Annotated in this window: 12 protein-coding genes; 2 read left to right on the forward strand and 10 right to left on the reverse strand. The window is 73.3% G+C overall.

Translation table 11 applies throughout. The features are described from left to right. Positions 1 to 16 precede the first annotated feature (16 nt). The 8 genes from alaS to ABZ671_RS12560 form a co-directional block, all read right to left on the reverse strand. On the reverse strand, positions 17 to 2,695 hold the full coding sequence (gene alaS, locus ABZ671_RS12525) for an alanine--tRNA ligase (RefSeq protein ID WP_357855666.1): 2,679 nt from the start codon (positions 2,693 to 2,695) through the stop codon (positions 17 to 19). Continuing rightward, entirely contained in the window at positions 2,692 to 2,997 is a 306-nt protein-coding gene (locus ABZ671_RS12530; RefSeq protein ID WP_357855669.1) for a DUF6167 family protein, read from the reverse strand. Before ABZ671_RS12530 ends, alaS begins: the two co-directional genes overlap by 4 nt. A gap of 24 nt (positions 2,998 to 3,021) precedes the next feature. Continuing rightward, on the reverse strand, positions 3,022 to 3,483 hold the full coding sequence (locus ABZ671_RS12535; protein WP_357855672.1) for a DUF948 domain-containing protein: 462 nt from the start codon (positions 3,481 to 3,483) through the stop codon (positions 3,022 to 3,024). A gap of 146 nt (positions 3,484 to 3,629) precedes the next feature. After that, positions 3,630 to 4,247 (reverse strand): hypothetical protein, encoded by a 618-nt coding sequence (locus ABZ671_RS12540; RefSeq protein WP_357855772.1) that lies wholly within the window; start codon positions 4,245 to 4,247, stop codon positions 3,630 to 3,632. A 1,817-nt stretch (positions 4,248 to 6,064) separates the two neighbouring features. After that, positions 6,065 to 7,564: a replication-associated recombination protein A gene (locus tag ABZ671_RS12545; protein ID WP_357855675.1), complete on the reverse strand. Its 1,500-nt coding sequence runs from the start codon at positions 7,562 to 7,564 to the stop codon at positions 6,065 to 6,067. 87 nt (positions 7,565 to 7,651) lie between these two features. Further along, the gene (locus ABZ671_RS12550) at positions 7,652 to 7,834 is read right to left on the reverse strand and encodes a hypothetical protein (RefSeq protein WP_357855678.1); all 183 of its coding nucleotides are present in this window, start codon (positions 7,832 to 7,834) and stop codon (positions 7,652 to 7,654) included. 102 nt (positions 7,835 to 7,936) lie between these two features. Next, a complete protein-coding gene (locus ABZ671_RS12555; protein WP_357855681.1) occupies positions 7,937 to 8,137 on the reverse strand; it encodes a GNAT family N-acetyltransferase in 201 nt (66 codons plus the stop codon). After that, positions 8,134 to 8,586 carry a helix-turn-helix domain-containing protein gene (locus ABZ671_RS12560; RefSeq protein WP_357855684.1) on the reverse strand — a complete coding sequence of 151 codons (453 nt, stop codon included), beginning with the start codon at positions 8,584 to 8,586 and terminating at the stop codon, positions 8,134 to 8,136. Before ABZ671_RS12560 ends, ABZ671_RS12555 begins: the two co-directional genes overlap by 4 nt. Before the next feature lie 78 nt (positions 8,587 to 8,664). On the opposite strand from ABZ671_RS12560, the gene ABZ671_RS12565 reads away from it, so the two are divergent. Together ABZ671_RS12565 and ABZ671_RS12570 are read left to right on the forward strand one after the other, a co-directional pair. Then, complete coding sequence (locus tag ABZ671_RS12565; protein WP_357855688.1) at positions 8,665 to 9,897, forward strand: MFS transporter; 1,233 nt, start codon at positions 8,665 to 8,667, stop codon at positions 9,895 to 9,897. 141 nt (positions 9,898 to 10,038) lie between these two features. Continuing rightward, the gene (locus tag ABZ671_RS12570) at positions 10,039 to 10,779 is read left to right on the forward strand and encodes a GNAT family N-acetyltransferase (RefSeq protein ID WP_357855691.1); all 741 of its coding nucleotides are present in this window, start codon (positions 10,039 to 10,041) and stop codon (positions 10,777 to 10,779) included. Positions 10,780 to 10,844: 65 nt separating this feature from the next. Here ABZ671_RS12570 and ABZ671_RS12575 read toward each other — a convergent pair whose 3' ends face one another. Together ABZ671_RS12575 and ABZ671_RS12580 are read right to left on the reverse strand one after the other, a co-directional pair. Next, entirely contained in the window at positions 10,845 to 12,188 is a 1,344-nt protein-coding gene (locus tag ABZ671_RS12575) for an MFS transporter (RefSeq protein ID WP_357855694.1), read from the reverse strand. Then, on the reverse strand, positions 12,185 to 12,805 hold the full coding sequence (locus ABZ671_RS12580; RefSeq protein ID WP_357855697.1) for a helix-turn-helix domain-containing protein: 621 nt from the start codon (positions 12,803 to 12,805) through the stop codon (positions 12,185 to 12,187). Before ABZ671_RS12580 ends, ABZ671_RS12575 begins: the two co-directional genes overlap by 4 nt. Positions 12,806 to 12,810: the final 5 nt, after the last annotated feature.

Here is a 12,810-nt window from a genome sequence, read left to right on the forward strand (position 1 = left end):
TCGATCGGTGCGTCCATCACGCCTCGGCGATCGCCTTTTCCACGGTGACCAGCAGGTTCGGTGCCTCCACCGCGGGCAGGCCACCGCCCTGGGCCAGGTCGTCGCTGCCGCCGCCCCGGCCGGAGAAGGCCGCCTTCACCAGGTCCTTCGCGGTCAGGCCCCGCCCCCGGGCGGCCTGGTTGACCGCCACCACCAGGGACGCCTTGCCGTTCGCGCGGGCGGCCACCGCCACCACCGCCGGCCGGGCCGGGTCGATTCGGCCGCGGATCTCCTGAGCCAGGGTCCGCACGTCGTTGGTGGCCGCACCCTCGGGCGCCTCAGTGCCGACGTACGCGACGCCCCGCACGTCCTTCGCCTGCCCGGCGAGCGCCGCCGCCCCGCCCAGCACCAGCTGGGCGCGGAGCTTCTCCAGTTCCTTCTCCGCGTCGCGGAGCTGGGTGACGGTCTGCTCCACCCGGTCGGCGACCTGCTCGCCGGGCACCCGGAACAGCTCGGCGAGCCGGGAGACCAGCAGGTGCTCGCGGGCCAGGAAGCCGAACGCGTCCATGCCCACCAGGGCCTCGATCCGGCGGACACCGGAGCCGACCGACGCCTCGGAGAGGATCTTGACCAGGCCGAGCTGGGCCGAGCGGGCCACGTGCGTGCCGCCGCACAGCTCCCGGGCGTAGTCGCCGACCTCGACGACCCGCACCCGCTCGCCGTACTTCTCGCCGAACAGCGCCATCGCACCGATCCGGCGGGCCTCCTCCTGGGTGGTGATGAAGGCGTGCACCTCCATGTCGGCCAAGAGCACCTCGTTGACCTGCTGCTCCACGTCGTGCAGCACGCTCGGCGCCACCCCGGTCGGAGTGTTGAAGTCGAACCGCAGCCGGCCCGGCGCGTTCAGCGAACCCGCCTGGGTGGCCGACTCGCCGAGGAAGTTACGCATGGTCTGGTGCACCAGGTGGGTGGCGGTGTGCGAGCGGGAGATCGCCCGCCGGCGGGACACGTCAATCTCGGCGTACCCGGAATCGCCGGCGCGCACCTCGCCCCGGACCACCTTGGCCCGGTGCACGATCAACCCCGGCACCGGCTGCTGCACGTCGAAGACCTCGAGCTGACCGCCGCCGACCGTGATCAAACCCTGGTCCGGCTGCTGGCCGCCACCCTCGGCGTAGAACGGGGTGGTGTCGAGCACCAGCTCGATCGTGTCCCCCTCGACCGCCGCGCCGACCTGGGCGCCGCCGGCGAGCAGCGCGCGGACCCGGGACTCGCGGCTCAGCTCGGTGTAGCCGGTGAACTCCACCGGCCCGCCGCCGTCGAGCACCGACCGGTACGCGGACACGTCCGTGTGGCCGGTCTTGCGCGCCTGCGCGTCCGCCTTGGCCCGGCTGCGCTGGTCGGCCATCAGCCGGCGGAAGCCCTCCGCGTCGACCTGTAGGCCCTGCTCGGCCGCGATCTCCAGGGTCAGGTCGATCGGGAAGCCGTACGTGTCGTGCAGCTGGAACGCCTTGTCGCCGGAGATCGAGGCCTGCCCCGCCGACTTGGTCTCGGCGATCGCGGTGTCCAGAATCGTGGTGCCCGCCCGCAGCGTGGCGAGGAACGCGTCCTCCTCCGCGTACGCGTACTGGGAGATCCGGCCGAACTCCTCGGCCAGCTCCGGGTACGACGGGGCCATGCAGTCGCGGGCCACCGGCAGCAGCTCGGGCAGCGCCCGGTCCTGGTAGCCCAGCAGGCGGACCGCGCGGATGGCCCGGCGCATGATCCGGCGCAGCACGTAGCCGCGCCCCTCGTTGGACGGGGTCACCCCGTCGCCGATCAGCATCAGCGCGGTGCGCACGTGGTCGGCGATCACCCGCAGCCGGACATCGTCCGGGTGCGACTCGCTGGCCGCGTGGCCGGAGTGCGCGCCGTACCGCTTGCCGGTCAGCTCGGCGGCCCGGTCCAGGATCGGCCGCACCTCGTCGATCTCGTAGAGGTTGTCGACGCCCTGCAGGATCGAGGCCATCCGCTCCAGGCCCATGCCGGTGTCGATGTTCTTCGCCGGCAGGTCGCCGAGGATCGGGAAGTTCTCCTTGCCGATGCCCGGACCACGCTCGAACTGCATGAAGACGAGGTTCCAGAACTCCATGTAGCGGTCCTCGTCGACCGCCGGTCCGCCCTCGCGGCCGTACTCCGGCCCCCGGTCGTAGAACAGTTCCGAGCACGGGCCGCACGGGCCGGGAATGCCCATCGACCAGAAGTTGTCCGCCTTGCCCCGGCGCACGATCCGCTCGGCCGGCACGCCGACCGACCGCCAGATCTCGTACGCCTCGTCGTCGTCCAGGTAGACGGTCGGCCAGATCCGCTCCGGGTCGAGCCCGAACCCGCCTGCCCCGACCGGCTTGGTGACCAGGTCCCAGGCGAGCGGGATCGCCCCCTCCTTGAAGTAGTCGCCGAAGGAGAAGTTGCCGTTCATCTGGAAGAACGTGCCGTGCCGGCTGGTCTTGCCGACCTCGTCGATGTCCGGGGTGCGGATGCACTTCTGGACGCTGACCGCGCGCTGGAACGGCGGGGTCTGCTGGCCCAGGAAGTAGGGGACGAACTGCACCATGCCGGCGTTGACGAACAGCAGGTTCGGGTCGCTGATGGCGGGCAGCGGAGCGGACGGCACCACGGCATGGCCGTTCGCCTCGAAGTGGGCGAGGTACCGCCGCTTGATCTCCGCCGTCTTCATCGCTGGTGTTCCTCCGGGAAAATCTCTCGGTCGCCGATCCGCGGGTCCTCCCGCAGCTCGGCGAACTGGTCGTCGTACATCTCGCCGCGGGCGAAAGCCTCGTGGATCTCCTGCTCGCGCTCGGCCATGCCGGTCCGGACGTCCTCGACGAAGCCGCGGACCGACTCGACGAGGCTGCCGGCGGATTCGGACAGGCCGCTGGCGATGCCGGCCGGCGTGTACGCCTGCGCGGCCCGGGTGGCCTTGCGGACCACCAGCACGCCCACGGCCAGCCCGATGCCAAGCCAGAACACGCGTTTCATGTCACATCCTCCCCGCGAGCCGGTTCACCGGTTGGCGCGCTTATCAGCGCGGCGCCGCTGCTTGATGATGTCGCGTGCCTCCCGCTCCTGGTCCGCGTTGCGGCGGGCGGCGGCGGCCCGGCGTACGCCGTAGCCGAAGGCGGCCACCTTGACCAGCGGGTTCGCGGCGGCGGCGGAGACCACGGCGGTGAGGTTGGCGACGTTGGCGGTGACGTTCTGCGCATGGGTGGTCATGGTGTCCACCTTGGCGAGCTGCAGGTTGACCCCGTCGAGGGTGGTCTGCGCCTGCTCCAGCGCGGTGTTGACGTTCCTCACCGTGGTGTTGACATCGCCGAGCAGCGGCGCGGCGCGGTCGTTGAGGTCGTTGATCATCCGGGTGGCGGCGTCGACGGTGTGTCGCAGCCGCAGGATAGGCAGCGTCAGGATCAACACGAGCATCGCGAACGCGATTGCCGCGACCAGCGCCGCGACCTCCAAAATTTCCACGCCTGTCCTCCTCGACAAGGTCCCGGGAGCCGACGCCCCGGGACGCGCGACCGTCCTGCCCACTCCGCCTCAGCCGGTCCCACCGCGACCTACCGCACCGCCGAACCCGCCAGCCCCAGACCCTACCGTCCGTGATGGAGACCTGCTCACGACGGTGAGGGTGCCGATTCGTCGAGTGGGTCGTCGGCGAAGGTCGGGAAGGGATCCACACCGGTGAGGGACGGATCCTTGGTCGGCTGTGGCCCGGTCCGCTCGTCGTCGATCGCGTTGCGAACCTTCACCGACACCAACGACCCGGTGCACTTCTCCGCTGCGGGCGACGGGGCCGGCGATGGTGCCGGCGACCCGTCGATCGGCGGCGGCGTGCAGACGGGTTCGCGTACCCAGAGTTCGAGGGTGAGCTCGTCCCGACGCCAGCAGGTGAAGCTGCCCTCGACCGGCCGCTCCGGGCAGCGGCTGTTCTTCCAACGCCGCCAGCCATCCCCGGCCAGCGCCTGCTCGTACGCCCGCGCGGTCTCCTTCGGCGCCCGCTGCGACTCGACGGTCCGCTCCCGCAGCCGGCATTCACGGAAGCACCAGCGGTTGCCGCTGACGTTGTCGACGGTCGTCACCGCCGCCCAGGCGGGCACCCTCAGCCCGTCGAGGGTGTCGAAAACCGGGTCGTGGCTGAGGGCGCGCAGCCCGAAAAAGAGCGGGACCGCGCCGAGTAGCACCACGCTGACCAGGGCGAGGATGCCCAGCCGCAGCCGCCGTCGCTCGCGCATCTGCCGCCGCAGCTCAGAGCGGGCGCCGCGCAGGGCACCGGCCGTGCCGCCGGCCGACGCCGACTTCGCCTCGGCCGGTCGCAGCGCTGGTCCGGCCCCGTCGGCCGGGCCGGGTCGCGGCGCGGCCGGTTCCAGCGGTGCGACCACGGCGGCCCGGGCCACCGCCGGCTCGGCGGGCCGCCCCGGCGGGGGTACGACGGCCGCGCCGATCGGTGCGGGCCGGCCCGGCTCCGCGCCCGGTGGGACCACCCGGCCGGTCGGCCGTTCGTCAGAGCTCTCCGGACGGGCCACGGAGGCGGCTGCCCGGGCGACCGGACCGGGCCGGCCCGGCTGGCCGGGACCCGTGTGCCCGGCCCGGTTCGACGGGTCATGGCCGGCGTCGCCGCCGGTGGGTAGGCCGCCGGCCCGGGCCGGATCACTCCCGACGGGGAAGCCTCCCGTGCGAGCCGGGTCGGGCCCGGCGGAGCGGCCAGACGTGCCAGGGGGACGCCCGGCACCCCGGGCGGGACCGGACTGGTCGGGCTTCACCGGCGGCACGGCGGCACCGCCCCGACCGGCCGGGGCGCGGTCGGGCCCCGCGGGGACACTCGCTCGACCGGGCGAGACAGCCTCGGGCCCGGCAGGTACGCCCGCTCGACCGGCCGTCGGCTCGCCGACCGGGGAACCGGTGGGGCGGATCACCGGCAGGGCGTCGCTGTGGTGGGTACGACCGGCCTGCGGGAGCCAGTCGACCGGACGCTCGGGGCGCTGGGACCGCGCGTCGGTGGCCTCGCGGGCCACGCGGCGCGGGCTCGGCGGCGCCTCACCGGCCGACCGTCGTGTGCCCGGCGGCTCCTGGGCGACACGGCGACCGGACGCGGTCGGCTCATCGGCCGGGGCGGCGGGCGCGGCGCGGCGAGCCGTCGGCGTGCCCGGACCCTGCCCCGGACCACCGGAGGACGCGCCGGACGGGGCATCCGGGATCGGCGGGGCGTTCCCGCTGCGGGGCACCGCCACCGGCCGATCGGGCTCGCCGGCACGGCGTCGACCGCCTGGTGCGGTGGGAGCGTCCATCGGGGACGGGCCGGCGGCGGAGGGGTCATGTTCCGCAGCACCGCGGCGACGCCGGGGCTCGGGGGCAGCTGCTCCAGCGGGCCGGCCACGGGGCGTCGGCGGCCCGTCGGGCGGCCCGACGGGACCCGGCGGCTGCCAGCCGGGGCCGGGCACCTGACCAGCCCGGGCACGGCCCGGGGCGGCATCGGACGGCAAGGTCGGTCGGCCAGCCGGATCGGTCGGTCCGCCGGTGCCCGGCGCCAGCGGTGCCGACTGCCCGGTGGGTGCCTCCGGGCCGCGGCGCGGCGGTCGGGACGGCTCGGCGGGATGCCGGGGCGGCTCGGGCGTACCGGGCCAGGGCCCGTCGACCGGCCGGCGGCGGGCCGCCGTCGAGTCAGGCTTGCCGGGACGTACCGGAGGTGCCGCCGGCCCGGCATCGGCCGGGCCACGCCGGGCGGACGGCCCGGACTGGGCGGACGGCCCGGACTGGGCGGACGGCGGCATCACGCCGGGGCGTGGGCCGCGCGGCGGCTCGGCGGTGGACGGGTCGAGGCGCGGCCCGGCAACCGCGGGGGGCGGCGCGGCGGCAGGACCGTCGCCGCCCGGGCCGAGGTCGGTACGCTGCTGCTTTGCCGTACGCAGGTCGTCGATCCAGCCGAACTCCTCGCCGGCGGTCGCCTCCTCCGGCTCGGCGTCGGCCCGACCCCGCCCCCACCGGCGGCCCTTGGCGCTCCGGTCGCGCCGCTCGTCGGGGCCGTCCTCCGGCCGCTCCGGACCACGCGCCATCACTGCTGACCCTCCCCGACGGCGTCGCTGCCGTCCTCGCTCGCCCCGTTGCTCAGCTCGACGCCGGCGGGGCGTCCGGCGGGCGCGGCCGGTGCGGCGGGCTCCGGACGGGCAGCCGGTGCCGGCAGCCCGCGGACGATCCGCCGCAGCAGCGGCAACCGGCCGGCCACCGCCCGCTCCGCGCCGTGCCCGCTTGGTTGGTAGTAGTCGGTCCCGACGAGATCGTCCGGAGCGTACTGCTGGGTGACCACGCCACGATGGTCGTCGTGGGGGTAGCGGTAACCGGCGCCGTGCCCGAGGCCACGGGCACCGGAATAGTGGGCGTCGCGCAGCGTTCGCGGCACCGGCCCGCCCCGACCGGCGCGCACGTCGGCGACGGCGGCGCCGATCGCCGTGGTGGCCGAGTTGGACTTCGGGGCGGTGGCCAGGTGGATCACCGCCTGGGCCAGGTTGAGCTGGGCCTCGGGCAGCCCGACGTACTCGACGGCGTGCGCGGCGGCGGTGGCGACGGTGAGCGCGGTGGGGTCGGCCATGCCGACGTCCTCGCTGGCGAAGATGACCAGACGCCGGGCGATGAACCGGGCGTCCTCGCCGGCCACCAGCATCCGGGCCAGCCAGTGCAACGCCGCGTCCACGTCCGAGCCCCGCATGCTCTTGATGAACGCGCTGATCACGTCGTAGTGGGCGTCGCCGTCCCGGTCGTACCGAACGGCGGCGACGTCGACGGCCTGCTCGGCGGTGGCCAGGTCGATCCGCCCGGTGCCGAGCGCGGTGGCGGTGGCGGCAGCCGCCTCCAGGGCGGTCAGCGCCTTGCGTACGTCGCCGCCGGCGAGGCGGACGAGGTGGTCCTCCGCCCCGGTCTCCAGGATCAACGCGCTGCCCAGCCCGCGCTCGTCGGCGACCGCGCGGCGCAGCAGGCCGCGCACGGCGTCGTCGTTCAGCGGCTGGAGGGTGAGCAGCACACAGCGGGACAGCAGCGGCGAGATGACCGAGAAGTACGGGTTCTCGGTGGTTGCCGCGAGCAGGGTGACCGTTCGGTCCTCCACCGCGGCGAGCAGCGAGTCCTGCTGGGTCTTGCTGAACCGGTGCACCTCGTCGATGAAGAGCACGGTCGGCGGACCGCCGGCTCGCCGCTGCCGGCGGGCGGTGTCGATCACCGCGCGGACGTCCTTCACGCCGGCGGTCAGCGCGGACATCGCGACGAAGCGGCGGTCGGTGGCCTGGGCCACCAGGTGGGCGATGGTGGTCTTCCCGCTGCCGGGCGGCCCCCAGAGGATCACCGACATCGGCGCCGCGCCCCCGACCAGCTGGCGCAACGGCGCGCCCGGGGCGAGCAGATGGTCCTGCCCGACGAGCTCGTCGATGCTCGCCGGACGCATCCGGACGGGCAGCGGCGAGTCCGCGCGTACGGTGGTGAACCCGTCCACGACGGCGGAACCTGCGGGGGCGCTGGGCGCTCCGGCGGGTTCGCCGAGGGTGAAGAGAGCGTCGGACTGCATCACGAGAACAGTACCGGGCCGGGCCGACGCCGCTGGAATCACGCTGCTGGCCCGGCCCGGGATGATCCGTTCCGGTCAGCCACGGCTTTAACGCCGACCCCGGTGCCAGCGGCCCCGGCTGCCGAACCCGGCCAGGTGCAGGGAGAGCAGCAGGAAGCCGATGAGCATGAGGGTGTGCACGTTGAACAGGTCGGGGGCGCCGAGGTTGGTGTTCAGGAAGTCGAGCAGCAGCGCGAAGCCGAACACGATGGCGGCGAGAAGTGCGAGCATGTCGTTCCTCCGGTGCGGGGTCCCAGCAGGTTGCCGAGAGCTGTACCCGATCGGCCTGCTCGGCAATCTCCACCGTGGAACGCTCCCCCGGTCCGGGCGGCGCTACCGGTCGTTGCCGAGACCCTTCCCCCAACGGTCCGGGTGGACCACGTAGCCGACCTCTCCGCGCCGGTGCGCCGGGCTCGTCACGGTCAGCGCGCCCAGGCCCACCAGTTGGTCGTCCGCGACGGCGGCCAGGTGGTACGCGAGCCGCGGCTCGCCGCCGGCCGCGTCCCGCCAGGTCGGCCGGACGGCGTGGATCACCTCGACACCTTCTGCACGCGTGTGGAGTCGACGCTGACCGCCGCCCCGTCAATGTCGACGGGCAGCACTCGCGGCAGAGGTCGACCTTCTCGGTCGAGGAGGGTCGAGTGGGGCTCGTTGTCCCCGAAGGTGTGACGTTCGCCCCACTGTCGCAGCGTGACGATCACCGCGAAAAGGTCTCTGCCTGCATCGGTGAGCTCATACAGCTTGCGCCGGCCGGATGGGGCGTCGACCTGGATGAGCAGGCCGTACGCGATGAGCTTGCGGAGACGGTCGGTGAGGATGTTGCGGGCGATGCTGGTGCGCTGCTGGAAGTCGGTGAAGGAGTGGGCGCCGTCCATCGCGTCCCTAATGATGAGCAGACTCCACCGGTCACCGACCATGTCGGCCGCTCGCGCGACCGGGCAGTTCGGGTCTGTCCACGCCATGCCCTTGCTCGCCTGGTCCACCGTCACACCCCCATTGAGTTGCGGATTGCAACCATTCTGCCCTACCGTTCGGTCAGTAGCAAACTGCAACCGAGTGAGGTGGCGGATGTGACGGGGCGTACGAGGCTGCTGCTGGCCGTGATCTGCGGGGTCGCGGTGGCGAGCGTGTACGCGGGCCAACCGGTGCTCGGTCAGATGGGACAAGACCTGGGAGTGCCCGCAAAAGCGGTGGGGTGGTTCGTCGCGGTCGGGCAGCTCGGCTACCTGGCGGGTCTGGTGTTGCTGGTTCCGTTAGGCGATCTGCGTGATCGGAGGCGCTTGATCGCGCTTCACCTCCTATTGCTCGCAGGGGGCCTAACGGCGGCTGCGGTCGCGCCGTCCGCCTGGGTCGCGTTCTGCGGGCTCGCGGTCGCGGGTGTCTTCGCCGTGGTGGTGCAGACGACGGTCGCCTACGCGACGGCACTGTCCGGGCCGTCTGAGCGTGGCCGCAACCTTGGGATCGTGACCTCGGGGGTGGTGATCGGGATCCTCGGCTCCCGCATTCTCGCTGGGCTGCTCGCTGATGTATGGGGGTGGCGCAGCATCTACCTCCTCCTGGCAGTCCTGGCCGCGAGCCTCGGACTGCTCTCGCTTCGGCTACTGCCCGCCGATGTCCGATCCGGGGCATCTCGGTACGGGAACCTGCTGCGTGCCTTCGTAGGCTTGTTCGTCGAGCCGGTGTTCCTCAGCCGTGGCCTAATCGCGTTCTTCCTGTTCGCCTCTTTTGGGACGCTGTGGAGCGGCATGGCGTTGCCGCTGTCCGGGGTGCCGTGGCATCTCAGCGAGACGCAGATCGGGCTGTTCGGCATCGCCGGACTCGCCGGAGCCTTCAGCGCGGCCCGCGCAGGGCGCTGGGCAGACGCCGGGAACGCGAACCGGGTCACCGGTATCGCGCTTGCGATCCTGCTCGCCTCGTGGGCCGCGATCGGACAGTTGCCCTGGTCACTGCTGCTGCTGGTCCTCGGCGTGATCCTGCTTGACTTCGCCGTCCAGGCTGTCCACGTCAGCAGCCAGCACATCCTCACCACCGTGCACGCCGACCGCGTCTCCACAACCATCGGCGCATACATGGTCTTCTACTCCCTCGGCTCCGCCCTCGGAGCCGCCTCCACCACCGCCCGCTACAGCACTGCCGGCTGGGCGGGCTCGGCTCTGCTCGGCGCCACATTCGCCGTAGCCGGTCTGCTCACCTGGGCGCTCAGTGCACGCGCAGCGCGGCACGCAACCCAGCCTGCACGCCCAACTCACCGGTCTACCCTGGCGGGCCGTCCCAGACGCCGCACGCGACACTGACCGCGGCCACGGCCGCCAGAAGATCCGCCGCCGCAGACGCCGCCTCGACCAGCCGAGACGGTTCACCACCGAAACCGTCTACACCATCACCGACCTGCAGGTGCACCAAGCCAGGCCGGCGCAACTAGCTAGGCTGGCGGCATGATCACTGCCGACCAGGTTCTGTCGGGTCGGGACGCCCTGCTCGCCGCCGCCGGTCACCACCCGTACGCCCGGCACGCCCTCTGGCGGGACCACGAGGCGCGCGGGTGGCGGCGCGACGGCGCGGTGGGCTGGTTGCTCCCGCCGGAGCAGGGACCGGCCGGCGGGGCGCTCGGGGCGGCCGGGCCGGCGCTGGACGTCTTCGCCGGCCTGGTCGCGGACGGGACGCTGCACGCCGGGCAGTGGCTGCACCTGCCCCGCGCGGCGCCCGAGGAGGTGGCCGGCCGGCTGACCGTGGCGCGGCTGGACGAGTGGGACTTTCTCTGGACCACCACGCCGCCGCCCCCGCAGCCGGAGCAGGAGCGCGTGGTGCGTCTCACCGAGGCCGATCACCCGGCCCTGGCCGCGCTGGTCGAGGGCTCCTTTCCCAGCACCACCTCCCGCCCCGGCGACCCACGCATCGTCGACTGGTACGGCATCCGGGACGGCGACCGCCTGGTCGCCTGCGGGGCGGACCGCAGCCGGGGCGACATCGGCTTCCTCGCCGGCCTCACCGTGGCGATCGACCGGCGCGGGCAAGGCCTCGGCGCGGCGCTCACCGCCGGGATGACCCGCGCCCTCTTCGCCCGGTACGACCACGTGGCGCTCGGCGTCTACACCGAGAACCTCGGGGCGATCCGGCTCTATCGCCGGCTCGGCTACATCAACACCGAACCCCGCACCTCGGTCCACCTCGGTTGACAGAGGAAGGGCCCCCTGCTAACGCATGACGCAAAGCAGGGGACCCCTCTTAACCATCGCCGCCCTCAGCGAGCCCGGGCCGGGACATTGTCCAGGTCGGCCGGCACGGCGGCGTGCGCATCCGCCGCCCCTGCCGAGCCGACCGGCTGACCGACGGCCGCTGGGACGGGCACGGCGGCCCGGCCGGCGCGCCAGGCCGGCAGATAGAGCGGCGCGGCCAGCGCGAGCATCACCGCGCCGACCAGCATGGCGAGGCTGACGCTGGTGCGGTCGGCCAGGGCGGTCAGCACCACCGCGCCGAGCGCGCCCGCCGGCAGGCCCACCATCGAGTTGAGCGACATGACGCTGGTCCGGTACGGCCCGTCGACCTGCCGATGCAGCAGCGCATTGTGCAGCGGGTTGGACGCGCCGTGCACGGTGTAGCAGGCCAGGTAGGCGACGAGCACCCCGGCCGGGCCGGCGAGCAGGCCCATCCCGACCACGGTCACACCCTGGAGCACCCGCAGCAGCGCGGCGGCGGGCGCGGCGCCCAACCGGCGCAGCAGGAACGGGGTGAGCGCGGCGCCGGCCGCGTTGGCCAGCCAGGCCGCCGAGCCGGCGGGGCCGAGCAGCGCCGCCGCGCGGTCGGCGCCGCCGACCACCTCGGACAGCCGGATCGGCAGCAGCGACTCGAAGGTGACCATGCCGAAGCCCCAGAACAGCTCGACGGCGACCAGGGCGAGCAGCACCCGGGAGCGGCGCAGCAGGCCGATCGCCTGCCCGGCCATCCGGGGCACCTCGGCCAGCGAGGCGCGGAGCGCCGCCGCGCCTCGGGCCGGGCGGGTCTCCACCAGCAGCACCAGCAGCGCGAGCAGCGAGACGCCGTACAGGACGATGGCCACCAGCACGGGCAGGGTCAGCGCGCTGACCGGCCCGACCGGGCCGAGCGCGACCAGGCCGCCGCCGAGCAGCGCGCCGACGCCGATGGCGAGGCCGCTGACGGTGCCGGCCTGTCCGAGGCCGCGCTCGTAATCAGCGTGCGGGTCGGCGGCGAGGGTGGCGTCGACGTACCAGGATTCCAGGGGGCCGCTGTCGAGCGCCCGGTAGACGCCCTGCAACGCCCAGACCAGGAAGAAGAGCCAGAACGAGTCGGCCACCGCGAAGATGATCAGCGAGATCAGGCCGATCACCCAGGCGACGCCGAGAGCTGGCTTGCGGCCGAGCGCGTCGGCGAGACCACCGGCGGGCAACTCCAGCGCGAGCACGACCAGCCCCTGCGCGGTGGCGACCAGACCGATCTGGGACAGCGTGAGGCCGCGCTCCTGCATCAGCAGGATCATCACCGGAACCATCAGGCCGGTGGGCAGCCAGCGCAGGCCGTAGAGGGTGAGGTAACGGAACCGGACCTGGCGTACGGACAGCGTGCTCATCGCTCCTCCTCCGACGGTGGGGTGGTGAGCCGCAGGTCGGTCAGCATCGGCAGGGCGGCGAAATAGACCTGCACCTGCTCCGCGCCGGGCTCGCCGGGGTCGGCTTCGTCGCGGTAGCGCTTGAGGAGCTGCTCCACCTCGACCTTGAGCGACGCCAGCCGCGCCGACGGGATCGTCATGAAGAAGTCGCCCATACCGAACACGTCCCGCCAGGCCGGTGACCACTCGTGGCGGAGGGCGAACCACCGCTCGGCGTGTTCGGCGAAGTGCCGCACCTGGTCGCCCTCGATCCACTCGATGGCGGCGCGGGCGTCCGGGTCGTCGTCGAAGTCGGTCGTCTCCCAGTTGGTGACGTCGTGCGCGGCTCGCCAGAACCGCTGCCGGCCGGTGCCCAGGTTGGGATCTTCCACGACCAGCCCGACCTCGGCGAGCTGGCGCAGGTGGTAGCTGGTCGCCCCGGTGTTGGTGCCGAGCAGTTCGGCGAGGGCCGTGGCTGTGGCCGGACCCTTCACCCGCAGCGCACCGAGCAGGCGGATCCGCAGTGGATGCGCCAGCACCCGCACCTGCCGATGGTCGAGCCGGACCTGACGTGACGTCGGCTTCTTGTCGTCTCCCATAGACG

It is taken from the genome of Micromonospora sp. NPDC006766 (assembly GCF_040636055.1).
In the GTDB taxonomy this organism is placed as follows: domain Bacteria; phylum Actinomycetota; class Actinomycetes; order Mycobacteriales; family Micromonosporaceae; genus Micromonospora.